Origin of the sequence: Leucobacter chromiisoli (assembly GCF_016522505.1) — a bacterium.
In the GTDB taxonomy this organism is placed as follows: domain Bacteria; phylum Actinomycetota; class Actinomycetes; order Actinomycetales; family Microbacteriaceae; genus Leucobacter; species Leucobacter chromiisoli.
The window spans coordinates 154914-180151 of record NZ_JAEHOH010000006.1 but is presented as its reverse complement, the minus strand read 5'-3'; the positions used below and the strand labels follow the sequence as shown (position 1 = coordinate 180151).

The following is a 25238-nucleotide window of genomic DNA, read 5'->3' as shown; positions in this document are numbered from 1 at the left end:
GCGCTGGGCCGCGCCTCCGCACCGCGGACGAGCGGCGAGACCCCGCAACAGGACGACACAATACATAACGTGGGGCGCGTGTTGAGATAACTTCACGCTATAGTTTGGGTGGATCGCGGACGACCGCGATCCCCACCCGCGACCGCGAGAAGCGGCCGGCGACAACGAGCAGCGGCACGCGGCCGAATGCGCACGAGACCACGAGAGGGAGAGCCCGCATGGCACGGACCTACGACAACATCACCGAGGCATTCGGCAACACGCCCCTGGTTCGCCTGAACCGGGTGACCGAGGGCGCGGAGGCCGAGGTCCTCGCCAAGCTCGAGTTCTACAACCCCGCGGGCAGCGTCAAGGACCGCATCGGCATCGCCATCATCGACGCTGCCGAGCAGTCGGGCGAGCTGAAGCCGGGCGGCACCATCGTCGAGGGCACGAGCGGCAACACCGGCATCGCGCTCGCCTTCGTGGGCGCGGCGCGCGGCTACCGCGTGATCCTGACGATGCCCGAGACCATGAGCATCGAGCGCCGCAAGCTGCTCAAGGCCTACGGAGCCGAGATCGTGCTCACCGAGGGCCCCCTCGGCATGAAGGGCGCCGTCGCGAAGGCCGAGGAGATCGCGGCCGACACCGAGGGCGCCGTGCTCGCGCGCCAGTTCGACAACCCCGCCAACGTCGCCGTGCACCGCGCCACCACCGGCCCCGAGATCTGGAACGACACCGACGGTCAGATCGACATCCTCGTCGCGGGCATCGGCACCGGCGGCACCATCACTGGCGCGGGCGGCTACCTCAAGGAGCAGAACCCCGACGTCAGGATCGTCGCCGTCGAACCCGTCGACTCGCCGCTCCTCACCGAGGGCAAGGCCGGCCCCCACAAGATCCAGGGCCTCGGGGCGAACTTCGTGCCCTCGATCCTCGATCGCGAGATCTACGACGAGGTCGTCGACGTCGCTCTGCCCGACGCGATCGCGAAGGCTCGCGCGCTCGGCACCGACGAGGGCATCCTCGCGGGCATCTCTGGCGGCGCAGCCGTGTGGGCCGCGACCGAAGTGGCGAAGCGGCCCGAGAACGCCGGCAAGAAGATCGTGGTCGTGGTGCCCGACTTCGGCGAGCGCTACTTCTCCACCGTGCTCTTCGAGGATCTCGACGTCTGATCCATCCGATCGCACAGCTCGCGGGGTCGACGCAGGAACGTTCTGCATCGACCCCGCGCTGTCGCATCAGCCGTCGGGACGCGCCGGGCCCGCCCGCGGGACCCACCGGCCGCACCGGCCCCGCCCGCCCCACCGGATCCCAGAAAGGACGACCGTTGAGCATCTTCGCCCGCATCCGCGAGGACATCACCGCCGCCCGGACCCACGACCCCGCGGCGCGCGGCCCGATCGAGATCTTCCTGGTGTACTCGGGGCTGCACGCCGTCTGGTGGCATCGGGCGTCGCACGCGCTGTGGCGGAGGGGCCGGCGATTCGTGCCGCGCGCCATCTCGCAGCTCATCCGGTTCTTCACGGGCATCGAGATCCACCCCGGGGCGACGCTCGGCCGGCGCGTCTTCATCGACCACGGCATGGGCGTCGTGATCGGCGAGACCGCCGTGGTCGGCGACGACGTGCTCATCTACCACGGCGTGACCCTCGGTGGCACGGGCCACTCGAGCGGCAAGCGCCACCCGACCGTCGGCGATCGCGTCGTGATCGGCGCCGGCGCGAAGCTGCTCGGCGACATCGAGCTCGGCCACGACTGCGCCGTGGGGTCGAACGCCGTCGTCGTGCGTTCCGCTCCGCCCTGGACGACGCTGACCGGGATCCCGGCCCACGCGCGACCGCGGCGCGGGGCCCCCGCCGAGACGCCGGACGCCGCGGACTTCTACGTGATCTGAGCGGCGCCCCGCGCACGCGAGCCGAGGCGCGGCGAGCCGGGGCCCTACAGCCTGCCGCCTCGCGCCTGCAAGGCCCGCTTCGCCCGGGGGAACTCGACGAGCATCATGACGAGCCCGAGCAGCAGGAAGGGCAGCTGCCAGGCCATCGCGATCTTGAACGCCCCGGTCGAGTAGCTGTCGGGCGATCCCGCGCCGAGCATGTCGAGGATGAGGCCGATCCCGAGGATCACGAGCAGGGCCGAGGTGAACCCGCCCGTGTTGACGAGGCCCGTGCCGAGCCCGAGCCGCTCGGGGGGCACGTGGGTGCGCAGCACCTCGAAGGAGATCATCGACGTCGGCCCGCCCACGCCGATCACCGTCGCGAGCACGAAGATCAGCCAGAGGGGCGCGGCCCCCGGCGAGAGCAGCACCCAGCTCCAGGCCGCGACGATGAGCGACGACATCCCGATCGCCACCCAGACGCGCTGCGCCGCGAAGCGCGCCGTGAGCGGCCCGAGCAGCAGGCCGGCGCTCATCGAGACGACCACGGTGTAGCTCAGCACGCCGGCGGAGGCCTCGCTCGAGAGTCCCATCCCGCCGACGAGGAACGGCGTGCCCCAGAGCAGCAGGAAGGTGTGCATCGCGAACGGCGTGGTGAAGTGCACCCAGTAGGCGAGCCGGATCCCGGGCCGTCGCAGCAGCCCGAGCAGCGGCGCGCGCCCCCGGGGCTCCCCCTCGGATCCGGGCAGCAGGATGCTGCCGGTGACCACGGGAACGGAGTCCGTGAGCACCGACGTGACGCTGAGGGGGGACTGCGCGTTCCGCTCGGGCCTGCCCGGTCGCCCGCGCAGACGGTCGACGACCGTGCCGCCGCCGGGGTGATCGCGCAGCACGACGAGGCCGAGGATCCCGATCAGCACGCCCACCGCGACGAGGCCGAGCATGCCGCCCATCCACCCGAACGCGCCGACCGCGAGCGACAGCGGCACGACCGAGACGAGCTGCCCCGTCTGGCCGACGAGCCCGGTGACCTGCGTCACGACCGGCAGCTGCCGCACGGGGAACCACTCCCCGAGCATCCGGATCACGCAGATGAACGTGCAGGCGTCGCCGGCGCCCACGAGCACCCTGGCGGCGATCGCGAGCCAGAGCCCGTCGACCGTCGCCATCAGGCTCTGGCCGACCGCCATCAGCAGGGCGCCGGCGAGGATCATGGCGGTCGCCCCGAAGCGGTCGAGCAGGATCCCGACGGGGATCTGGCAGCAGGCGTAGACCAGCAGCTGGATGACCATGAACACGGAGAGCATCGTCGCGTCGATGCCGAAGTGCTGCTGCGCCACGGGCCCGAGCGCCGAGAGCGACGAGCGGTTCACGATCGCCACGACGTAGCAGAGCATCGCGACGATCCAGACCGCCCACACCAGTCGAGATCGCCTGCTCCCCATGGGTTCCTACTCTACTCCTCCCGGTCGCACGGGCGGGGAGCCGCGGGGCACCCGCCGGCGCGGGCTACTGGCCGAGCGCCTGGAGCCGGGCCTCCTCGTCCATGCGGATGCAGGAGTCGATGACGGGGTCGAGCGCCCCGTTCATCACCTGGTCGAGGTTGTACGCCTTGTACCCGGTGCGGTGATCGGCGATGCGGTTCTCCGGGAAGTTGTACGTGCGGATCCGCTCGGAGCGATCCATCGTCCGGATCTGACTCGAGCGGTGCGCGCTCGCCTCGGCGGCCGCCTCCTCCTGCTGCTTGGCCAGCAGGCGGGCGCGGAGCACGCGCATCGCGGCCTCGCGGTTCTGCAGCTGCGACTTCTCGTTCTGCATCGCGACCACGATGCCGGTCGGCAGGTGGGTGATGCGCACGGCCGAGTCGGTCGTGTTCACCGACTGCCCGCCGGGCCCCGACGAGCGGTAGACGTCGATCTTGAGGTCGTTCTGGTTGATCGCGACCTCCTCCGGCTCGTCCACCTCGGGGTACACGAGCACGCCCGTGGTCGAGGTGTGGATGCGTCCCTGCGACTCGGTGACGGGCACGCGCTGCACGCGGTGCACCCCGCCCTCGTACTTGAGGTGCGCCCACACGCCCTGCGAGGGGTCGGAGGCGTTCGACTTGATCGCGACCTGCACGTTCTTGTAGCCGCCGAGATCGCTCTCGTCCTTCTCGAGCATCTCGGTCTTCCAACCCTTGGACTCCGCGTAGTACAGGTACATGCGCAGCAGATCGGCGCCGAACAGCGCCGACTCGGCGCCGCCCTCACCGCCCTTGATCTCGAGGATCACATCGCGGGCGTCATCGGGGTCGCGCGGGATCAGCAGGCGCCGCACGCGCTCCTGCGCCTCCGCGAGGGACTCCTCGAGCCCCGGGATCTCCTCCGCGAAGGCCTCGTCCTCCTTCGCGAGCTCCCGGGCGGCCTCCAGGTCGTCGCCGAGTTGCTGCCAGTTCTCGTGCGCCGCCTTGATCCTGCTCAGCTCGGCGTAGCGCCGGTTGACCTTCTTCGCCCGCGCCGCGTCGGCGTGGAGCGCCGGATCCGCGAGGTCCTCCTGCAGCTGGGCGTGCTCGCGCAGCAGCCCCGCAACCTGTTCGAACATGCTCTCTCTCCGTCTTGTCGTCCCGAGCCCTCAGCGATCCGCAGAGCGCTAGGACGCTCCCCCCGCCTGGGCCCGGGTGTGGAGGACGACGGTGTTCGAGGAGGTCTCCCCCACGCGCTTCAGCAGCGACCCGAGCGCGTCCGCGGCGGACTCGCCGCCGAGATCCCGGCGCAGGGCGCCCGTCGCCCGCAGCTCGGCCTCCCCGAGCAGCAGGTCCTCGCGGTCGGTGGAGGACTCGGCGAGCTTGATCGCCGGGAACAGGCGCTTCTCGGCGAGCTTCCGGGAGAGCCGCAGCCGGCTGTTCGCCGTGCCGACGAGCTCGCGCAGGATCGCCTCGTCGGTCTCCGACCCGGTCTTCGTCAGCGCGGTCGCGACGATGGTGAGCGAGCCGCCGTTCTCGATGTTGCGGGCGGCCCCGAGCAGCTTCTTGACGGGGTGGAGCGCAACGGTCTCGAAGCGGTCTCCGCCGCCGCGGCCCGTCCCCTGTGCGCTCTGCGCGTAGGCGTGGCCGAGGGCGGTGAGCGAGTCCAGGAGCACGACCACGTCGTGTCCGAGCTCGACGAGGCGCTTGGCCCGCTCGACCGCGAGCTCCGCCACCGTGATGTGATCCTCGGCGGCGCGGTCGAACGTCGAGGCGACGACCTCGCCCTTCACGGTGCGCTGCAGATCGGTGACCTCCTCGGGGCGCTCGTCGACGAGCACGACCATGAGGTGCGCGTCGGGCGCGTTCGCGGAGACGCCCTCGGCGATCTCGCGCAGCATCGCGGACTTGCCGGTGCCGCGCGGCCCGGTGAGGAGGGCGCGCTGCCCCTTGCCGAGCGGGGCGATGAGGTCGATCACGCGCTGCGTGCGGCGCTCGGGAGCGCTCTCGAGCCGCAGGGGCTCCTGCGGGTAGAGCGGGGTGAGCTCCGCGAAGTCCAGGCGCTTCTGATCGTCCTCGACGGCCCGCCCGTTGATCGCGTCGATCTTGACGATCGCGTTGTACTTCTGACGGCCGCCGCCCTCGCCCTCTCGGGGCTGCCGGATCGCGCCCACGACGGCGTCGCCGCGGCGCAGGCCGTACTTCTTGACCTGGCCCAGCGAGACGTAGACGTCGCTGGTGCCGGGGAGGTAGCCCGTCGTGCGCACGAACGCGTAGTTGTCGAGCACGTCGAGGATGCCGGCGACCGGCAGCAGCACGTCGTCCTCGGCGATCTCCGGCTCGAGCTCGTCGTTCTGCCCGCGGCGCTTGCGGTCACGCTGCCGGGTGCGGGTCGAGCGCGAGCTCTCCGAGGCGTTCTTGCCGTTGCGCTCGCCCTCGGAGCGCTCCTCCTTCTCGGAGCGGCCGCCCTCCTGCTGCTTGCCGTTCTCGCGGCCCTTCGATCTGCCGCCGTCGCGGCCCTTGCCGTTCTCGGCGCCCTTGGCGTTGTCCTGGCTCTTGCCGCCGTCCGAGCCCTGACCGCCGTCCGCGGCCCTGGCGTCGCCGGACTTCCCGGCGTCCGCCCGCTCCGCGCTCTCCGCGCTCGCCGCGTCGTTCTCGGCGGCCTCGCTCTTCTGCCCGCGGCCACGGCGGCGGCGGCCGGTCGGAGCGCCCTCGGGCTGCTCCTGCTTGGCTCCCGCCTCTGCGGCGGGCTGCTCGCCGGCGCCCGCGGACGCGGCCTCGCCCTGCTGATCGGCGGTCTCGGCCGTCTTCGCGGCCTCGGAGGCGCGCGTCTTCCGGCCGCGGCCGGTCTTCTTCGCGGGCTCCGCGTCGATCGCCTCGGCCGCATCGGAGGCCGCGGTCTCGGCAGCGGCGGCGGCCGCGACGTCGGCTGCGGTCTCGCCCGGCTTCGCGGCGGCATCGGCCTCGGGGGCCTCGGGCTCGGCGGCCTTTTTGCGGCTGCGGGTCGCCCGTTTCTTCGGCGCCTGCTCGGCGGGGGCATCGCCCTCCGCCGTCGGAGCCGCAGCCGAGTCGGTCTCGGCGGCCGGTTCGGGGGCGTCGGACGGTGCATCCTCGGCCGCTTTCTTGCGGCTGCGGGTCGCCCGCTTCTTCGGCGCCTGCTCGGCGGCGGCGTCCTCCGCCGTGGGCGCGGCGGTCTCGCCGGACGCGGCGGGCGCCGCGTCGGCGGACGGAGCCGCAGCCTCGGAGGGAGCGGCGCTCGCGGCCGCGCTCTCGGAGGTCGCGCCCGCCGCGGTGCTCACTCGACGCGAGGCGCGGCGGCGCGCCGGCGCCTGGGTCGGGGTGTCGGTTGCCGCGCCCTCGGCGAGTGCGGCAGTGGTCTCTTCGGAGTTCTGCTCCACGTTCATCCTTTCGGAACGGTTCTCCGCGAGACGGATGTGCGGGCGAAGGCCCGTCGTCTCGCGGCGATGCACGAGTGTGCGGATCACCGGATCTGCGACCCGGTGAGGGAACGATCCATCTGCCTCGAGCCGGCACCGCTGGAGCGGCGACCCGGTTCCGCTGGAGTGGGCGGGTGCCCGCTAGCGCGCGGAATCCACAGGGATCGACTCCACTGTAGCACCCTTGATGTCGACGGCCAGGATCAGCGGCTGCCAATCGGAGCCGTGCTCCTCGGCGAGCTCGACCGCGGCGAGCCGCTCGGCGGGGTCTCCGGCGAGCACCAGGATCGACGGCCCGGCCCCCGAGACGACGGCGGCGTGCCCGCCGTCGCGGAGCGCGCGGATCAGGTCGCGCGTGCGGGGCATCGCCTCGCCGCGGTAGTCCTGGTGCAGGCGGTCCTCGGTCGCCTCGAAGAGCAGCTCGGGGCTCTGCGTGAGCGCTGCGACCAGCAGCGCGGAGCGGGACACGTTGAAGACCGCGTCCTCGTGCGGCACGTGCTTCGGTTGCAGGCTGCGCGCGAGCTCCGTCGACATCGTGAAGCTCGGCACGAGCACGAGGGGGGACACGCCCCGGTGCACGAGCAGCCGCTTGAAGCGCGGGCCCTGGGGGGTCGTCCACGCGATCGTGAGCCCGCCGAAGAGCGCCGGCGCCACGTTGTCGGGGTGCCCCTCCAGCTCCGTCGCGAACGCGAGCAGCTCGTCCTCGCCGAGCTTCAGCGGCTGTTCCGGGTCGCTCTCGAGCAGACCGGCGGCGATCATCACGCCGGCGACGATGGCCGAGCCCGACGAGCCCATCCCCCGGCCGTGCGGGATGCGGTTGTCGGCGCGCAGGTCGAGGCCCGGCACGGTGCGGCCCAGCCGGTCGTAGACGTGCGCGATCGAGCGCGCGACGAGGTTGCTCTCGTCAGTGGGGACCTCGCCCGCGCCGACCCCCCGCACCTCGACGGTGACGCCGGGCGCCTCACGGGTGACGGCGATCAGCTCGTCCCCGTAGCCCAGCGCCAGGCCGAGGGTGTCGAAGCCGGGGCCGAGGTTGGCGCTGGTGGCGGGGACGTGCACCCGGACCGCGCGCGGCTCCGGGCTCATGCGCGGCCTCGCGCGAGGTGGGAGTGGATCATGAGTTTCCTTCGAGTCGGATGACGCTGACGACCGCCGTGACCGCGTCGCTCTCGCGGAGCGCCTCGACGGTGGCCGCGAGGTCGGCCTCACGCGCGGTGTGGGTGCCGATCACCAGGGTAGCTGTCTCCGGCTCCTCGGGCGGCGCGCCCGCCGCGACATCGTCGCCCCGCGTGGACACGGACTGCTCGACGTTCGCCGCGGAGACCCCGTGCTCGGAGAGGATGCCCGCGATCGTCGCGAGCACGCCGGGCTGATCCCGCACCTCGAGCATCACCTGGTAGCTCGTGCTCACCTCGCCGACGGGCAGGATGGGCAGCGCGGCGTGCGCCGAGCCCGGGATGCCGGGGCCGCCGACGACGTGGCGCCGGGCCGCGGAGACGAGGTCGCCGAGCACCGCCGAGGCCGTCTCGGAGCCGCCGGCGCCCGCGCCGTAGAACATCAGCTCGCCCGCCGCGTCGGCCTCGACGAAGACGGCGTTCTTGCCGCCGTGCACGGCGGCGAGGGGGTGCTCGCGGCGGATGAGGGCCGGGTAGACGCGGGCGGAGACGCCGTCGGTGCCGTCGGACGCGGTGAGCCGCTCGGCGATGGCGAGCAGCTTGATCACGTAGCCCGCGTGCTTCGCGGCCTCGATCTGCTCGGCGGTGACCTTCGTGATGCCCTCGCGGTACACGGCGTCGACGGGCACCTCGGTGTGGAAGGCGATGCTCGCGAGGATCGTGGCCTTCTGCGCCGCATCGTAGCCCTCGACGTCGAGGGTCGGATCGGCCTCGAGGTAGCCGAGCTCGCTCGCCACCCGCATCGCGTCCTCCGCGCTGTCGCCGAAGCGGTCCATGCGGTCGAGGATGTAGTTCGTCGAGCCGTTGACGATGCCGAGCACGCGGGTGATGTGGTCCCCGGCGAGGCTCTCCCTGAGCGGGCGGATGATGGGGATCGCCCCGGCCACGGCGGCCTCGTAGGAGAGCTGGGCGCCCACCTGCTCGGCCGCGTCGGCGAGCTCGGGGCCGTGCGCGGCGATGAGCGCCTTGTTCGCGGTGACGACGTCGGCGCCGCCCTCGAGCGCGCGCAGGATGAGGCTCCGGGCCGGCTCGACGCCGCCCATCAGCTCGACGACGATGTCGGCTCCGAGCACGAGCTGCTCGGCGTCGGTCGTGAACAGCTCCCGCGGCAGCGGCGCGTCCCGCGGCGCGTCGAGGTCGCGCACGGCGATGCCCGAGAGGGTGAGCTTGGCGCCGATGCGCGCCGCGAGCTCGTCGCCGTGCTCGAGGATGATCCGTGCCACCTGCGCACCGACCGAGCCGCAGCCCAGCAGCGCGACTCGAAGATCGCGGTACCCGTTCACTTCGTTTCTCCGTTCGTCGAGGTCGTGTTCCGTAGGTCGTGGTGCGTGGGTCGTGGTGCGGGTCGTGCCCCGCGGGGGGGGGGCGGCGCCGCGGTCGCGGCGATCCCCTCAGCGTCAGACGACGCTCTTCGCGAGCAGTTCGTCCTCGGTCTCGCCGCGCACGATGACGCGCGACGATCCCTCGCGCACCGCGACCACCGGGGGCCGCGGCACGTAGTTGTAGTTGCTCGAGAGCGACCAGCAGTAGGCTCCCGTGGCGGCGACGGCGAGCACGTCGCCGGGGGCGACGTCGCCGGGCAAGAGATCCCGCTGCACGACGATGTCGCCGGCCTCGCAGTGCTTGCCGACGACGCGGACGAGCGCCGGCTCGGCGTCGCTCGCGCGGTTCGCGATGCGCACCTGGTAGTCGGCGCCGTAGAGGGCGGGGCGGGCGTTGTCGCTCATGCCGCCGTCGACGCTCACGTAGAGCCGCTCGCCCGCGCCGAGGTCGGCGGGGTCGCCGCCGGCGTCCGAGCCGGCGAGCGCCACGGCCTTCGTCGTGCCGACGGTGTAGAGCGTGACGCCGGCCTGGCCGATCACGGAGCGGCCGGGCTCGAAGGCGAGCTTCGGGATCGGCACGCCGAGCGCGTCGCAGGTCTCGGCGACGATGTCGGCGAGCTCGCGGGCGATGGTCTCGATCGCGGGCGCGTCGTCGGCCTGCGCGGAGGTGTAGGCGATGCCGAAGCCCCCGCCCAGGTTGAGCTCGGGGATCGCCCCGCCCCGGATCTCGGCGAGCTCGCGATAGACGCCGAGCAGCCGCCTCGCGGACTCGCGGAAGCCGTCGGTCGCGAAGATCTGGGAACCGATGTGGCAGTGCAGCCCGACGAAGTCGAGGGCGTCATGGGCCGCGATCGCGCGGACGATGCGCGGCGCCTCGGCGAGCGGCTGGCCGAACTTCTGATCCTCGTGCGAGGTGGCGAGGAAGTCGTGGGTCGAGGCGTGCACCCCGCTGTTCACGCGCAGTCGCACCCGCTGCACGACCCCGGCGGCGCGAGCCGCCTCGGCGACGCGCTCGATCTCGATCTCGCTGTCGAGCACGATCGTGCCGACGCCCGCAGCGACCGCGCGCTCGATCTCAGCGACCGACTTGTTGTTGCCGTGGAAGCCGATCCTCGCGGGGTCGACACCCGCGGCGAGGGCCACGGCCAGCTCGCCGCCGCTCGCGACGTCGAGACTCATGCCCTCCTCGGCCATCCAGCGTGCCACCTCGACGCAGAGGAAGGCCTTGCCCGCGTAGTAGACCGACGCCTCGGTGCCGATGCGCTCGGCCTCGCGCTGCAGCGCCTCGCGGATGGTGCAGGCCCGGTTCCTCGCCTCCTCCTCGTCGACCACGTAGAGCGGGGAGCCGTGCCGCTCGACGAGCTCCGTCGCCCGCACCCCGCCGAGCTTCAGCTGCCCGCACCGCCGGCCGCGGCGGGCGGTGCTCGGGAACACGCGCGCGTCGATCCCGTTCGGGTCGGCGCCGTTCGGGTCGGCGCCCGGGCTCGCGTCGGGCGCCGCGCCCGTCGGCGCGCTCGGCTCGGTGGCGGCCTGGCTCATCGCTCGCTCCTTACGGTTTCAACAGTGCGGGATCCTCGCGCTCGCGACAGCGACTGATGCAGACAGTCTGTGGCGAGCGGACCCGGATTGGCCCCTGAAGCCGTGCGAACGGAGAAGACGGCTCTCTGAACGGACCCGACCAGCTTAGCGTGCCAGGCGCCCCGAGGCGCTATGCGCAGCTCCCCGGCTCGCGCTGCGCCGGATCCGAGAGGATCCCGGGCGCGAGTTCGGCGTCGATGTGCACGCTGCCCGTGGTCGACAGCTCGATGCCCGTGAGGTCGATCCCCACCGGCAGGCGGTCGCGCACGCAGACCGTGTGGGGCTTCAGGATCGGGTCGAGGAGGCCGCCCGTGAACTCGGAGATCTGGTCGGCAGACAGGTCGAACGAGGCCACGCCGACCGCCGTGGGCTGCACCTCCACGGCGCCGCCGTCGGCGATCCCGAGCCGGAGCGTCGAGGTGAGCGGCACGTTCTGCCCGAACAGGCCGATGTCGCGCCCGACCACGAGGCCGCCGTCCCGCACCTCGCCCGTCTGGGCGACGTCCCGCGTGAGCAGCGAGACGACGGGCGGCAGTTGCTCCTGCGAGACGGTGAGTCGCGCGGTGCCGCCGCGGAGCTCGCCGGAGAGCGGGTTGAAGGGTACGGAGTCGGCGTGGAGGGAGGCGCCCACCACGATCCCCTGCCCCACCGGCGCGTCGTCCACGGCGATCGTGACGTCCCCGACCCTGCCCGTGACCGCGTGCAGCAGCGCGGATCCGCCGAGGGACACGTCGACGGGGTGGTCCGCGGTGAGGTGCAGCTGGCTGCGCACCGCCGCGGCGATCACGCTCGGCAGGATCAGCCGCAGTGCGAGCTCCGCCGCGCCCGCGAGCAGCACGAGGACGACGACGACCGCGAGGATCCGCCTGACCGGCTTCGCTCCCTCAGCTGCCACGGGGCGCTCCTTCCGCAGGGTCGTGCGGCCGCCTCCTGCGGCCGCGAGAGGTCAGAGGCGCTCGGGCGCCGAGACGCCGAGGAGGTCGAGCCCGTTGCGCAGCACGACACCGGCGGCGTCGTTCAGCCACAGGCGCGTGCGATGCAGGTCGCCGACCGGCTCCTCGCGGAGCGGGATCACGCGGCAGTTGTCGTACCACCGGTGGAAGGCGCCCGCGAGCTCCTCGAGGTAGCGGGCGATCCGGTGCGGCTCGCGCAGCTCGGCCGCGCCCGCGACGATGCCCGGGTACTGCTGCAGCTTGCCCAGCAGCTCGGCCTCCGTCTCGTGGGTGAGCAGACCCGGCGCGAAGCCGTCCTCGCGCCGCACGCCAGCGGTCGCCGCGTTGCGGTCGACCGCGCAGGTGCGCGCGTGGGCATACTGCACGTAGAAGACGGGGTTGTCGTTGGAGCGGCTGCGCACCTTCTCGCCGTCGAGGGCGAGCGGCGAGTCGGCCGGGTAGCGGGCGAGCCAGTAGCGCAGCGCGTCAGAACCGAGCCACTCGAGCAGGTCGTTCAGCTCGATGATGTTGCCGGCTCGCTTCGAGAGGCGGGCGCCGTTGAGATTCACCAGCTGGCCGATGAGCACGGTGATGTCGGTCTCGGTATCGTCGCCCGCCGCGCCCGCGATCGCGGTGAGACGGCCGATGTAGCCGTGGTGGTCGGCACCCAGCAGGTAGATCTTCTCGCCGAAGCCGCGATCCTTCTTGGAGAGGTAGTAGGCGGCGTCGGCGGCGAAGTAGGTGTAGACGCCGTTGCCGCGGGTGAACACCCGGTCCTTGTCGTCGCCGAAGTCGGTCGTGCGCACCCAGATGGCGCCGTCCTCCTCGAAGACGTGCCCCTGCTCGCGCAGCCGGTCGACGGCGGCCTCGATGGGGCTCGGCGCGCCGTCCGGCCCCGCCGCGTGCAGCGTGCGCTCGGAGAAGAACACGTCGAAGTGCACGTTGAATCGCTCGAGCGAGTCCTGGATCTCCGCGAGCTGCAGACGGTAGCCGAGCTCCTGCGCCTGCTCGAGCGCGGCGGCGCGGTCGGTGCGCGCCAGCTCTCCGAGACCCGGGATCTGCTCCGCGACCCGCCGGCCAAGATCCTGGATGTACTCGCCGGGGTAGGCGTCCTCCGGCGCCTCCTCGCCGAGCGCCGCGGCGAGGACCGAGCGGCCGAACTTGTCCATCTGCGCACCGGCGTCGTTGATGTAGTACTCGCTCGTCACGTCGGCGCCCGCGGCCCTCAGCACGCGCGCGGTCGAGTCGCCGAGCGCGGCCCAGCGGGTGTGTCCCATGTGCAGCGGACCGGTCGGGTTCGCGCTCACGAACTCCAGGTTGATCCGCTGCCCCGCGAGCGCATCGCCCCGGCCGTACGCCTCGCCCTGCTCCACGACGCGCCGGGCCGTCTCGCCCGCGCTCGCGGCGTCGAGCGTGATGTTGATGAAGCCGGGGCCCGCGATCTCTGCCTTCGCGACGCCGTCGATCCCGGCCGCGCGATCCGCGATCTCGGTCGCGAGCTCGCGCGGGTTCGTGCCCAGGCGCTTCGCGAACTTCATGGCCGCGTTCGACGCCCAGTCGCCGTGCTCCCGGTTCTTCGGGCGCTCGACCTGCGTGTCCTGCTCGGTCACGACGACGCCCTCGGCGGCGTCGCCGCGGGAGGCGATGATGTCGGTGAGGATCCTGGCGAGGGCGCTGGCGAGTTCTTGTGGCGTCACGAGGAGACAGTCTAGTTGCTGCCGCCCGCCGCCGCGGCCCCGGTGGTGCCGCGCTCGGCGCGCGGCGGAGCGCTCGGACGGCGCGGGGCGGTACAGGGGCGGCTCCGAGTTGCGCTAGGCTAGTCGAGTCGCCGCTGCTCGCCTCCGTAGCTCAGGGGATAGAGCGCCGGTTTCCGGTACCGTAGGTCGGGGGTTCGAATCCCTCCGGGGGCACGAGCGACACAGCGGGCCTGATCGGCGGGAACAGCCGATCAGGCCCGCTTTCTGCCATCGCGCATTCTCCGCCGGAGATCCCGAGCCTCAGCCTCGCTCTCGGCGATGGGCGGCTGCGCGTCCCTCGACGGCTCGGAACCCGTCCGGTAGCCTGGCTGCACGGACGACGAGGCCGTCGCCGCCGCGCGGGATCGACGGTCTCGCACCCATCGCACATCAGGAGGAACGACATGCCCACCCCGATCGTGAACAAGGCCAGCACCGTCTGGAACGGCGACCTGACCAGCGGCTCAGGCAAGACCACGCTCGAGACCTCCGGCGTCGGCACGTTCGACGTCAACTGGAAGGCGCGCGGCGAGGAGTCGGGCGCGGTGACCACCCCCGAGGAGCTGATCGCCGCCGCCCACGCCACCTGCTACTCGATGGCCTTCTCCAACGAGCTCGCGAGCAACGGCACCCCTCCGACGCGGCTCAGCACGAGCGCGGAGGTCACGTTCGTCGCGGGGACGGGCATCACCGGCATCCATCTCACGGTCGACGGCCGGGTCGACGGCATCTCCGAGGAGGACTTCCAGCGCATCGCCGAGGCGGCGAAGATCGGCTGCCCGGTCTCCCAGGCGCTGAAGGCGGTCGACATCACCCTCAGCGCCTCGCTCGCCTGAGCGCCGCCCGTCCGACGCTCTCGGATCGGGCGGGGCGGAGCGCCGCGCCCGCCCGATCCGGGGCCGCTCGCTCAGCGGCGGCGGTAGCTCAGATCCCGGATCGCGCGCCCCTTGTCGGCGCCCTTCTTCTCGAAGGCGGTGAGCACCCGCCCCTCGAATCGCTCGGCCCACTCCCCCGCGAAGTCGCGCTCGAAAGCGGGCGCGGCGTCGAGCACCTCGCGCATTTGCACGGCGTAGTCCTCCCAGTCGGTCGCGAGGCGCAGCATCCCGCCCGGCTTCAGCGCCCGGGCCGTGATCTCCGCGAACTCCGCCGAGACGAGGCGGCGCTTGTGGTGGCGCGCCTTCGCCCACGGGTCGGGGAAGAACACCCACACCTCGTCGGCCGATTCCTCGGGCAGGAGCTTCTCGAGCACCTCGGGCGCGTTCGCCTCGACCATGCGGAGGTTCTCGAGCCCCGCGAGCTCGGCTCGGATGATCGTGCGCGCGAGCCCCGCGCGGAACACCTCGACCGCCAGGAAGTCGGTGTCGGGGCGCTCGGCCGCGGCGTGGAGGATCGCGTGCCCCTGCCCCGACCCGACCTCGACGACGAGCGGGGCGCGCCGCCCGAAGATCTGCTCGGGATCGCGGGCGACCCCGTCGGCGACGCTCGTCGCGGCGGCGGCGCGCGGGATGTCCAGCACGTACTTCTCGTGGTGGTCGGCCCAGGCGCGCTCCTGCGAGGGCGTCATGCGGCCTCCGCGGCGCACGAACGACACGGGCTTGTCGCGGAAGGTGCCCGGGTCGAAGCTCTTCGGGGGCAGCGGCTGCCCGCCGGCGTGCTCGGGGTTCTTCGCGTGCTCCGCGCGATCGGCGCGCTCGGTCTGGTCGACGTTCTCGGTCACCCGACTACGCTAGCGCGGTATCGCGGGCCGCGCGAACACTAGGCTGGCCCCGTGCCGGTCGATACGAGGGGGCGAGGCGGCGCCGTTCGGGCGGTCGTCGCGGTGCTGCGCGTCGCGCTGGCGGCGCTCGTCCTGGCCGCGGTCGCGGCGAGCTACGTCGACACCTGGAAGCGCATCGGCGGCCCGCCGAACCCGTTCAACTTCTTCGGGTACTTCACGATCCAGAGCAATCTGCTCGGAGCGGCAGTGCTCGTGCTCTCGGCGTCCGCGCTCCTCCGGGGCGCGCCGCGCGGCGGCCTCGTCCCCCTCCTTCGAGCGGCTGCGACGACTTACGTGGTCGTCGTGGGTGCGGTCTACGCGCTGCTGCTGGCTCCCCTCGGCGACATCGGGGGCATCTCGGTGGAGTGGGCGAACACCGTGCTGCACATCGCCGCTCCGATCCTGCTGCCGCTCGACTGGATCCTCGCCCCCGAACGGGCGCCGATCCCGTGGAGCAGGCTCTGGGCTCTGCTCGTCTACCCCGCGGTGTGGATCGCCGTCGTGCTCGCGCGAGGCGCCACCGACGGATGGGTGCCGTACCCGTTCCTCGCGCCGGAGAACGGCGCGCCCGCCGTCTTCGCCGTCTGCGCCGGCATCGCCGCGACCATCCTGGGCGTCGGCGCGCTCGTCTTCGCGATCGGGCGGATCCGCCTCCGCTCCCGGAAGCCCCGCGCCCGCGGGTCCCGCTCCCGGGAGCCCCGCTCCCGCGGGTCCCGCTCCCGCGGGTCCCGCTCCCGCGGGTCCCGCTCCCGGGAGCCCCGCGCCGCCGGGTCCCGCTTCCGGGAACCCGGCACCCGGTAGCATCGGAGCAACAGCATCCGCGGATCGAGGGAGCAACGACATGTCCAGGCGAATCCTGCTGGTGAACGGCCCGAACCTCAACCTCCTCGGCACCCGCGAGCCCGATATCTACGGCCGCGAGACCCTCGCAGACGTCGAGGCGCTCGCCGCGCGCACCGCAGCAGAGTTCGACATGGAGGTGCGCCCGGTGCAGAGCAACCACGAGGGCGTGCTCATCGACGCGATCCACGCAGCGCGCGAGGACTGCCACGCCATCGTGATCAACCCCGGCGGGCTCACCCACACCTCGGTCGTGCTGCGCGACGCGCTCACGGGGGTCGCGCTGCCGATCGCCGAGGTGCACCTCTCGAACGTGCACGCGCGCGAGCCCTTCCGCCACCGCTCCTACGTCTCCCCCATCGCCGACTTCGTGATCGCCGGCTGCGGCGCCCAGGGATACGCGTTCGCCGTGCGCCGGCTGGCGACCCTCCTCGCGGGCTGAATCCCCGCCGCGCGGGCGGGGCGGCGCCGCGGGCGGGCCGGCCCCGGGCGGGACGGCCCCGGGCGGGGCGGCCCCGACCGCGCGCCCGGAGACTACCGGTTGTGCGCGTAGACGATCACCGCGAACACGACGGCGTCGAAGAGCAGGTGCACCGTCACCACGTAGGCGAGCGAGCGGGTGCGGAGGAAGATGAGGCCCTGGGCGAGGGCGAAGGGGATCGTGAGCAGCGGCCCCCAGGCCCGATACCCGAGCTCCCACAGGAACGAGACGAAGACGACGGCCTGCAACGCGTTCGCGAGCCACACCGGGAAGTGACGCAGCAGCAGCGCGAACACCGTGCAGATGAAGAACAGCTCGTCCCAGATGCCGACCGCGCCGACGCCGAGGAAGAGTCGGGCGATGAGGTCCGGGGAGTCGACGACGGGCCAGTTCCGGTAGACCCCGGAGGAGATGAAGTACCAGGGCAGGATCAGTGCCGCGAGCGCCACGACCCCGAGCAGCCAGGCGTAGTGCGGGACCCGCCAGCGGCCGCCCCCGGCCCACGGGAAGCGGATCGCGCGATCTCGGTAGACGAGGCGCGAGACGAGGTACGGCACCGCGACGGCGCCGCCCAGCGCGAGCGCGAAGCGCAGCATCGCGGCGTCGTCGAGCTCCGCGGCGAGCGGGATGAGGCGGATGATCCCGAGCCCGACCGCGATGAGCGACAGATCCCGCAGCAGCGACGGCGTTCGGGCCGGCGATGCGCCCGACGGGCCGGCGGCGTCCACCGGACCGGAGTCGCCCTCCGCCGGGCGGGATCCGGCGCCGCCGGCGCTCTCCCGGTGCGGCCCGGGCCTCCCCGCGAGGGCCGCGACCGCGAGACCGGCTGCCCCGAGCGCCGCCCCGAGCCAGAGCTGCTCCAGCACGAACCATGTCGGCGCCATCGCGCACACGAGGGCGGCCGCGAGCGCCGCGAGCGCGCCTGGCCGCGCCGCCGGCGTCCCCGCCCCGTTCGCCCTCATCAGTCCAGCAGGCCGCGCACCTCGCCGGGCGCGTCGGCGAGTGGCACGATCCGGTCGTCGATCGGGAAGGGGATCCGGTACCGGGCGACGGGCGCCCCGACGTCGCCGAAGTCGTCGTCCTTGGCGCCGATGCCGTCGGTCGAGACCTCCGTGATGCGCGAGCGCACCCAGCCGCCGTCGTCCGCGCGGACCGCGTAGACGTCTGCGAGGTACCCGATCCCGAGCGCCTCGAGATCCTCCTCCGCGTCCAGCCAGTCGATCGGCTCCGCCTGCCGGGTCCGGCCGAGCAGGTCGTGGGTCACGAAGCCCTCGCCGACGGGCTCGATCCACCCGACCAGCTCGCCGTCCTCGCGGCGGTGCGGGATCCAGGACTCGGGAAGGCTCATGATGCGAGCCTAGCAACCGCGCCCGCGCCTCCGGGTCGTCCCGCGGAACCGGTCTGGATCGGAGAAGCCCGGGGTCGGCTCCCCGCGCTACTCTGTTTCGCATGACCGCAGCCCCCGCAGATCAGCCCGCCCCCGATCGCACCTCCGCGCACCCGGCGGACTCCCACAACCTGATCCGCGTGCGGGGCGCGCGCGAGCACAACCTGAAGGACGTCAGCGTCGAGCTGCCGAAGCGCCGCCTGACGGTCTTCACCGGCGTCTCGGGATCGGGCAAGAGCTCGCTCGTGTTCGGCACGATCGCGGCGGAGTCGCAGCGCCTCATCAACGAGACCTACAGCGCCTTCGTGCAGGGGTTCATGCCGAGCCAGCCGCGACCCGATGTCGACGTTCTCGAGGGTCTCACGACCGCGATCATCGTCGATCAGGAGCGGATGGGCGCGAACCCCCGCTCCACGGTGGGCACCGCGACCGACGTGAACGCGATGCTCCGCATCGTCTTCTCGCGTCTCGGGCAGCCGCAGATCGGCTCGCCGCAGGCCTTCTCCTTCAACGTCGCCTCGATCTCCGGCGCCGGCGCCGTCACCTTCGAGAAGGACGGCAAGAAGGTGAAGGAGCGACGCGACTTCCAGATCCTCGGCGGCATGTGCCCGAAGTGCGAGGGCCGGGGCACGGTCTCCGACTTCGCGCTCGAGGAGCTCTACGACGCCGACAAGTCGCTGAGCGAGGGCGCGCTCAAGGTGCCCGGGTACAGCATGGACGGCTGGTACGGTCGCCTGTTCAGCGCGCTTATGCCGATGGACGTGCCGATCCGCGACTTCACCGAGCAGCAGATGCACGACCTGCTCCGCAAGGAGCCGACGAAGATCAAGGTCGAGGGCACGAACCTCACCTACGAGGGCCTGATCCCGCGCATCCAGAAGTCGATCCTGTCGAAGGACCGGGAGGCGATGCAGCCCCACATCCGCGCCTTCGTCGACCGCGCGATCGTGTTCACGACCTGTCCCGACTGCGAGGGCACGCGGCTCAACGAGACCGCCCGCTCCTCGAAGGTGCTCGGCATCAGCATCGCCGACGCCTGCGCCATGCAGATCACCGATCTCGCGGAGTGGGTGCGCGGCGTCGACGACCCCGGGCTCGCCCCGCTGCTGCAGAAGCTGCTCGACACGCTCGACTCGTTCGTGCAGATCGGGCTGGGGTATCTGAGCCTCGACCGCCCGGCCGGAACGCTCTCCGGCGGCGAGGCGCAGCGCACGAAGATGATCAAGCACCTCGGCTCATCGATCACGGACGCCACCTACGTCTTCGACGAGCCGAGCATCGGGCTGCACCCGCACGACATCCAGAACATGAACGGGCTGCTGCTGAAGCTCCGCGACAAGGGCAACACGGTGCTCGTCGTCGAGCACAAGCCCGAGATGATCGCGATCGCCGACCACGTCGTCGATCTCGGCCCCCGCGCCGGCGTCGACGGCGGCGAGATCTGCTTCGAGGGCACCGTCGAGGAGCTGCGCTCCTCGGACACGCTGACCGGCCGGCACCTCGACGACCGCGCGCGCCTGAAGGATGCCGTGCGGCCGCCGCGCGGGGCGATCGAGGTGCGTGGCGCGACGAAGCACAACCTGCGGGGCGTCGACGTCGACGTGCCGCTCGGCGTGCTCGCCGTGGTGACGGGCGTCGCCGGATCGGGCAAGAGCTCGCTCATCCACGGCTACGTCTCGCCGCGCGACGAGGTCGTCTCGGTCGATCAGGGGGCGATCCGCGGGTCGCGGCGCTCCAACCCCGCGACCTACACGGGACTGCTCGACCCGGTGCGCACCGCCTTCGCGAAGGCGAACGGCGTGAAGCCGGCGCTGTTCAGCGCGAACTCCGCCGGCGCGTGCCCCGAGTGCAAGGGGGCGGGCGTCATCTACACCGATCTCGGCATGATGGCGACGATGGAGTCGGTGTGCGAGGTCTGCGAGGGCCGGCGCTTCAACGCCGAGGTGCTGGAGTACCGCTTCGGCGACAAGAACATCGCCGACGTGCTCGAGCTGTCGATGGTCGAGGCGCACGAGTTCTTCGCCGAGCCCGGCACGAAGGTGCCCAAGGCGGTGAAGATCCTGGACCGGCTCGTCGACGTCGGCCTCGGCTACATCAAGCTCGGCCAGCCGCTCTCCACCCTCTCGGGCGGCGAGCGCCAGAGGCTCAAGCTCGCGATCCACATGATCGAGGATGCCGACGTCTACGTGCTCGACGAGCCGACCACGGGCCTGCACCTCGCCGACGTCGAGAACCTGCTCGGTCTGCTCGACCGCCTGGTCGACGCCGGCAAGAGCGTCGTCGTCATCGAGCACCACCAGGCGGTCATGGCGCACGCCGACTGGATCATCGACATCGGCCCCGGGGCCGGTCAGCAGGGCGGCGCCGTGGTCTTCGAGGGCACGCCGGCCGATCTCGTCGCGACCAGGGCGACGCTCACCGGAGAGCACCTCGCGGAGTACGTGGCCGCGCCGTAGCGGCGCGGCCCGCTCGCTCCGGTGTTCCGGTGTTCCGGCGCTCCGGCGTTCCGGTGTTGCGGCGTTCCGGTGCTAGGGTGCCGGGTGCGTCTCCGCCACCGCGGGCGGCGGCGCGGAGGGCAGCTCGTTGAGGGCGCGGATCAACCGGTAGAGGTCGCCGACGGCCCGCTCACGCGGGACCAGCACGATGCGCGGCAGCTCGAGGCGATCCCGATCGGAGCGCTCGGCGGGGAAGGGCTCGGTGCGCTCGATGCCGCCCGTGAGGCACAGGCCGGAGAAGCGCTCGCCGAGCTCGGCCAGCTCGGCGTCGCTCGGCTCGGCGCGCAACCGCAGCACGAGGCGATCGTCGAACCACCGCAGCGAGTCGTAGTTGCGCCAGAACCCCGTGATCTCGTCGATCGCGGCGTCCACCGAGTCGGTGACGAGCACCCGATCGAGGTCGTCGACGGCGATCATCCCGGATCCCGCGAGCTCCTCCGTCACGAAGCGCGCGAACCCCCGCCAGAAGGTGCCGTCGGGTCGGTCGAGCAGCACGATGGGCACCGGCTCCATCTTGCCGGTCTGCTGCAGCGTGAGCAGTTCGAACGTCTCGTCCATGGTGCCGAAGCCGCCGGGCAGGCAGACGAAGCCGCGCGACTCCTTCACGAGCATCAGCTTGCGGGTGAAGAAGTACTTCATCGAGACGAGGTGCCCGTTGTCCTGCGCGAGGGCGCTGTTCGGCCGCTCCTCGAACGGCAGCCGGATCGACACGCCGAGCGCCCGGTCGGGGCCCGCCCCGGTCGCGGCGGCCTCCATGATGCCGGGGCCGGCCCCGGTCACCACCATCCAGCCCTGCTCGGTGAGTCCTCGTGCCACGCCCTCGGCGCCGACCCACAGCGGGTCGTGGGCCCGCGTGCGCGCCGATCCGAAGATGGTCACCTTGGGCGTCGCCGAGTACGGCTTGAACAGCCGGTACGCCGCGCGCATCTCCTCGACGGCGGCGGCGGTGATCTTGAGGTCGAGGCGCGACGCCCCGTCGTGCCCGAGCCCGAGGCCGGCCGAGAGGATGCGGGCGATGAGCTTGCGCTGCGCCGTGATGCCGGCGGCGTCGAGCAGGCCGGCGACTGCCTCGTCGAGGGCGGCTTCGTTCGGCGTCGGGTCCACGCCCCCAGTCTAGGGCGCACCGCCGGGCCGTCCCCGGCAACGGCGCGCCGGTGCCCTAGGCTGTCGACATGCCCCAACGGCACCTCTCCCTGACCCGCGACCCGCGCGTCGCGAGCGAGCGAGCGTCGCTCGAAGCCCGTCTGAGCGAACTGCGCGGCGAGCTGGACCTGCCGGAGGGGTTCTCCCCCGAGGCCCTCGCCGAGGCCGAGTCCGCCGCCGTCGAGCCCCCGGGCCTCGACCTGCGCGAGATCCCCTTCACGACGCTCGACCCCGCGGGCTCACGGGATCTCGACCAGGCGTTCCACCTGGAACGCGCGGGCTCCGGCTTCGCCGTGCGGTACGCGATCGCCGACGTGCCCGGCTTCGTGCGCCCGGGCGGGGCCGTCGACGCCGAGGCCCGCCGCCGCGGGCAGACGATCTACCTGCCGGATGGCTCGATCCCGCTGCATCCGCGCACGCTCAGCGAGGGCCGCGCCTCGCTGCTCGCGGGTGAGGACCGGCCTGCGCTCGTCTGGACGATCGAGCTCGACGCCGCGGGCGCGCAGACCTCGGCGAGAGTCGAGCGCGCGCTCGTGCGATCGCGCGAGCAGCGCGACTACGCCGGCGCCCAGGCGGAGATCGACGCGGGCCGGCACGACGAGCAGCTGGAGCTGCTGCGGGTCGTGGGAGAGCTCAGGATCGGTCAGGAGCGCGCCCGGGGCGGCGCGAGCCTGCCCATGCCCGAGGAGGAGGTCGTGGTCGACCCCGATGACGGGTACCGGATCGAACGCCGCAGCCCCCTGCCGGTCGAGGAGTGGAACGCCCAGCTGTCGCTGCTCACGGGGATGGCGGCCGCCGGGATCATGCTCTCGGGCGGCGTCGGCATTCTGCGCACCATGCCGGCGCCCGACGAGGCGTCGCTCGCGAGGTTCCGCGCCGAGGTGGCCGAGATCGGCTCCCCCTGGGCGGCGGGAGTGCGCTACGGCGACTACCTGCGCGGCGTCGATCCTGCCGCCCCGCGCGGGATGGAGATCCTGGAGGCCGCCACCTCGCTCTTCCGGGGCGCGGGATACACGCCGTTCGACGGCGCGATTCCCGAGCTCACGACGCAGGCCGCGCTCGCCGCGCCCTACGCGCACGTCACGGCACCCCTGCGCCGGCTCGTGGACCGGTGGGGCCTCGCGATCTGCCTCGCGCTGTGCGAGGGCGACGAGGTCCCCGACTGGGTCCGGTCGAGCCTCGCCGACCTCCCGGCGCTCATGCGCGCCGCGGGCCAGCGCGCATCGCGCGCCGAGGGCGCGGCGATCGACCTCGTCGAGGAGGCGTGCGCCGCGAGCGCCTCCCGCGCAGCCTAGCCGCGGTCCCCACCCCAGCTCGGCAGTAGGTGCTCGTTTCGGCGAGCACACCGACATCTACTGACCAGCGCAGAGATACTGACCAGCGCAGAGATACCGAGACGCCGCCGGGTCTAGATGTACTGACTCGGATCGTTGTTGACGTAGGAGAGACCTCCGTAGTCGAGTTGGAGCTGTCTAGTTCCCCTGCTCGTTCACACGGAGGTCTCTCGTGTCCCACGGTAATGCCCGGCTGGCTCCGGCCGGCAGGTTGATCCTTGTCCAGCACATCCAATCGGGTCGTGCAGTCGCGCACGTCGCGGCAGAGATGGGTATCTCTCGCACGACCGCGTGGCGGTGGTGGCGACGGTTCCGCGAGCAGGGGCCGGCTGGGTTGATCGACCGCTCCAGCGTCGCTCACGCCCACCCGCACCGCACTGTCCCGTGCATGGAGACGCGGGCGCGGATCATGCGGCACCTCACCCGACGCGGGCCGGTGTTCATCGCGAGCAAGCTCGGTATGCACGCCTCGACCGTCGGACGTGTGCTGCGCCGCCACCGGACGCCGCTGCTGCGGGAGCTGGACCCGGTGACCGGGACGGTGGTGCGCGCCACCCGCCGTTCCGCGCAGCGCTACGAGCACGACCATCCCGGTTCCCTGATCCACGTCGACGTGAAGAAACTCGGCCGTATCCCTGACGGCGGCGGGTGGCGTCTGCACGGCCGCGGCGAACGACCCAGCAGCAAGCGGGGACTGGGTTACGACTACGTCCACACCGTCATCGACGATCACTCCCGGGTCGCTTACGCCGAGATCCACGACGATGAGAAGGGCGCCACGGCCGCAGGCGTTCTCGAACGCGCGATCGCGTTCTACGCGGGCCTCGGCGTCACCGTCGAGCGCGTCATCAGCGACAACGCATTCGCCTACCGCCACTCGACCGCGTTCCGCAACGTGATCGATGCCCACGGCATCCGGCAGCGTTTCATCAAACCCCACTGCCCCTGGACGAACGGGAAAGTCGAACGCCTCAACCGGACCCTCGCGACCGAATGGGCCTACGCCCACCCCTGGACCTCCAACGACGAGCGCCGAGCAGGATTGACGCCCTGGCTCGATCACTACAACCTAGACAGAGCCCACCTCGGCATCGGCGGAAAGTCCCCCATCGACCGAATCAACAACGGTCGAGGTCAATACATCTAGACGGCGACGACCTCGGGGGCCCCGGTGCCCGCGGAGGCGCCCATCTCGTCGGCGATGCGGTTCGCCTCCTGGATGAGCGTGGCGACGATCTCGCTCTCGGGCACGGTCTTGATGACCTCGCCCTTCACGAAGATCTGCCCCTTGCCGTTGCCGCTCGCGACGCCGAGGTCGGCCTCGCGGGCCTCGCCCGGGCCGTTCACCACGCAGCCCATCACGGCCACGCGCAGCGGCACGCTCATGCCCTCGAGGCCCTTCGTGACCTCGTCGGCCAGCGTGTAGACGTCCACCTGGGCGCGGCCGCAGGAGGGGCAGGACACGATCTCGAGCTTGCGCTCGCGGAGGTTCAGCGACTGCAGGATCTGCAGGCCCACCTTGACCTCCTCGACCGGCGGGGCCGAGAGCGAGACGCGGATCGTGTCGCCGATGCCCTCAGAGAGCAGGATGCCGAAGGCGGTCGCGCTCTTGATGGTGCCCTGGAACGCGGGGCCGGCCTCGGTGACGCCGAGGTGCAGCGGCCAGTCACCCCGCTCGGCGAGCAGGCGGTAGGCCTTCACCATGACGATCGGATCGTTGTGCTTGACCGAGATCTTGAAGTCGTGGAAGTCGTGCTCCTCGAACAGCGACGCCTCCCAGACCGCGCTCTCCACGAGGGCCTCGGGGGTCGCCTTGCCGTACTTCTGCAGCAGACGGGGGTCGAGCGACCCGGCGTTCACGCCGATGCGCAGCGAGACGCCGGCGGCCTTGGCGCGCTTCGCGATCTCGCCGACCTGGTCGTCGAACTTGCGGATGTTGCCCGGGTTGACGCGCACGGCGGCGCATCCGGCGTCGATCGCCGCGTAGACGTAGTTCGGCTGGAAGTGGATGTCGGCGATGACCGGGATCTGGCTCTTCTTCGCGATGATGGGGAGCGCCTCGGCATCGTCGCGCGAGGGGCAGGCGACGCGCACGATGTCGCAGCCGGACGCCGTGAGCTCGGCGATCTGCTGCAGGGTCGCGTTGATGTCGGTCGTCGGCGTCGTGGTCATCGACTGCACCGACACGGGTGCGTTTCCGCCGACCGACACCTTGCCGACCTTGATCTGCCGGCTCTTGCGCCGCGGTGCGAGGACCTCGGGCACCTTCGGCATTCCCAGATTGATTGCTGCCACGAGCACACAGTCTACCGCCCGGTCCTGA

Annotated in this window: 21 protein-coding genes and 1 tRNA gene; 9 read left to right on the top strand and 13 right to left on the bottom strand. The window is 72.1% G+C overall.

Features of this window, described 5'->3' with window-relative positions:
* The first annotated feature begins 218 nt into the window (after positions 1-218).
* Positions 219-1154, top strand: coding sequence for a cysteine synthase A (gene cysK, locus JD276_RS05220; protein WP_200114559.1), 936 nt, complete (start codon positions 219-221; stop codon positions 1152-1154).
* 155 nt (positions 1155-1309) lie between these two features.
* Entirely contained in the window at positions 1310-1876 is a 567-nt protein-coding gene (gene cysE / locus JD276_RS05215; RefSeq protein ID WP_200114558.1) for a serine O-acetyltransferase, read from the top strand.
* A gap of 44 nt (positions 1877-1920) precedes the next feature.
* Here the strand turns inward: cysE and JD276_RS05210 are convergent, their stop codons facing one another.
* The 8 genes from JD276_RS05210 to argS form a co-directional block, all read right to left on the bottom strand.
* Positions 1921-3300 (bottom strand): MFS transporter, encoded by a 1380-nt coding sequence (locus tag JD276_RS05210; RefSeq protein WP_200114557.1) that lies wholly within the window; start codon positions 3298-3300, stop codon positions 1921-1923.
* Positions 3301-3364: 64 nt separating this feature from the next.
* A complete protein-coding gene (gene prfA / locus JD276_RS05205) occupies positions 3365-4438 on the bottom strand; it encodes a peptide chain release factor 1 (RefSeq protein WP_200114556.1) in 1074 nt (357 codons plus the stop codon).
* Positions 4439-4486: 48 nt separating this feature from the next.
* Positions 4487-6703 (bottom strand): transcription termination factor Rho, encoded by a 2217-nt coding sequence (gene rho / locus JD276_RS05200; RefSeq protein WP_200114555.1) that lies wholly within the window; start codon positions 6701-6703, stop codon positions 4487-4489.
* 174 nt (positions 6704-6877) lie between these two features.
* Positions 6878-7822: a homoserine kinase gene (gene thrB, locus JD276_RS05195; protein ID WP_200114554.1), complete on the bottom strand. Its 945-nt coding sequence runs from the start codon at positions 7820-7822 to the stop codon at positions 6878-6880.
* Positions 7823-7850: 28 nt separating this feature from the next.
* Positions 7851-9194, bottom strand: a complete 1344-nt coding sequence (locus JD276_RS05190; protein WP_200114553.1) for a homoserine dehydrogenase — start codon at positions 9192-9194, stop codon at positions 7851-7853.
* A 114-nt stretch (positions 9195-9308) separates the two neighbouring features.
* Complete coding sequence (lysA, locus tag JD276_RS05185; protein ID WP_200114551.1) at positions 9309-10772, bottom strand: diaminopimelate decarboxylase; 1464 nt, start codon at positions 10770-10772, stop codon at positions 9309-9311.
* A 169-nt stretch (positions 10773-10941) separates the two neighbouring features.
* Complete coding sequence (locus JD276_RS05180; protein WP_200114550.1) at positions 10942-11706, bottom strand: LmeA family phospholipid-binding protein; 765 nt, start codon at positions 11704-11706, stop codon at positions 10942-10944.
* 51 nt (positions 11707-11757) lie between these two features.
* Complete coding sequence (argS, locus tag JD276_RS05175) at positions 11758-13440, bottom strand: arginine--tRNA ligase (protein ID WP_200114549.1); 1683 nt, start codon at positions 13438-13440, stop codon at positions 11758-11760.
* Between the two features lie 140 nt (positions 13441-13580).
* Here argS and JD276_RS05170 point away from each other — a divergent pair.
* Positions 13581-13653, top strand: a tRNA-Arg gene (locus tag JD276_RS05170).
* Between the two features lie 230 nt (positions 13654-13883).
* On the top strand, positions 13884-14315 hold the full coding sequence (locus tag JD276_RS05165; protein WP_200114548.1) for an OsmC family peroxiredoxin: 432 nt from the start codon (positions 13884-13886) through the stop codon (positions 14313-14315).
* A gap of 71 nt (positions 14316-14386) precedes the next feature.
* Here the strand turns inward: JD276_RS05165 and trmB are convergent, their stop codons facing one another.
* Complete coding sequence (trmB, locus tag JD276_RS05160) at positions 14387-15043, bottom strand: tRNA (guanosine(46)-N7)-methyltransferase TrmB (RefSeq protein ID WP_233615381.1); 657 nt, start codon at positions 15041-15043, stop codon at positions 14387-14389.
* A 204-nt stretch (positions 15044-15247) separates the two neighbouring features.
* Between trmB and JD276_RS05155 the strand changes: the two genes are divergently transcribed.
* Positions 15248-16036 (top strand): Pr6Pr family membrane protein, encoded by a 789-nt coding sequence (locus tag JD276_RS05155; protein WP_200114545.1) that lies wholly within the window; start codon positions 15248-15250, stop codon positions 16034-16036.
* Between the two features lie 40 nt (positions 16037-16076).
* Positions 16077-16517 carry a type II 3-dehydroquinate dehydratase gene (gene aroQ, locus JD276_RS05150; RefSeq protein WP_200114544.1) on the top strand — a complete coding sequence of 147 codons (441 nt, stop codon included), beginning with the start codon at positions 16077-16079 and terminating at the stop codon, positions 16515-16517.
* Between the two features lie 92 nt (positions 16518-16609).
* Here the strand turns inward: aroQ and JD276_RS05145 are convergent, their stop codons facing one another.
* Both JD276_RS05145 and JD276_RS05140 read right to left on the bottom strand, forming a co-directional pair.
* Positions 16610-17518, bottom strand: a complete 909-nt coding sequence (locus tag JD276_RS05145) for a CPBP family intramembrane glutamic endopeptidase (protein ID WP_200114543.1) — start codon at positions 17516-17518, stop codon at positions 16610-16612.
* Positions 17518-17904, bottom strand: a complete 387-nt coding sequence (locus tag JD276_RS05140; protein ID WP_200114542.1) for a hypothetical protein — start codon at positions 17902-17904, stop codon at positions 17518-17520. The genes JD276_RS05145 and JD276_RS05140 overlap by 1 nt, the downstream gene beginning before the upstream one ends.
* Positions 17905-18005: 101 nt before the next feature.
* Here JD276_RS05140 and JD276_RS05135 point away from each other — a divergent pair, with 101 nt between their 5' ends.
* The gene (locus JD276_RS05135; protein ID WP_200114539.1) at positions 18006-20399 is read left to right on the top strand and encodes an ATP-binding cassette domain-containing protein; all 2394 of its coding nucleotides are present in this window, start codon (positions 18006-18008) and stop codon (positions 20397-20399) included.
* A gap of 72 nt (positions 20400-20471) precedes the next feature.
* Here JD276_RS05135 and JD276_RS05130 read toward each other — a convergent pair whose 3' ends face one another.
* A complete protein-coding gene (locus JD276_RS05130; protein WP_200114538.1) occupies positions 20472-21542 on the bottom strand; it encodes an LOG family protein in 1071 nt (356 codons plus the stop codon).
* A gap of 68 nt (positions 21543-21610) precedes the next feature.
* On the opposite strand from JD276_RS05130, the gene JD276_RS05125 reads away from it, so the two are divergent.
* The gene (locus JD276_RS05125; RefSeq protein ID WP_200114535.1) at positions 21611-22876 is read left to right on the top strand and encodes a ribonuclease catalytic domain-containing protein; all 1266 of its coding nucleotides are present in this window, start codon (positions 21611-21613) and stop codon (positions 22874-22876) included.
* 211 nt (positions 22877-23087) lie between these two features.
* Positions 23088-24062, top strand: a complete 975-nt coding sequence (locus tag JD276_RS05120) for an IS481 family transposase (protein ID WP_200114533.1) — start codon at positions 23088-23090, stop codon at positions 24060-24062.
* Here JD276_RS05120 and ispG read toward each other — a convergent pair.
* Positions 24059-25189, bottom strand: coding sequence for a flavodoxin-dependent (E)-4-hydroxy-3-methylbut-2-enyl-diphosphate synthase (gene ispG / locus JD276_RS05115; protein WP_200114742.1), 1131 nt, complete (start codon positions 25187-25189; stop codon positions 24059-24061). The genes JD276_RS05120 and ispG overlap by 4 nt on opposite strands.
* Between the last annotated feature and the right edge of the window lie 49 nt (positions 25190-25238).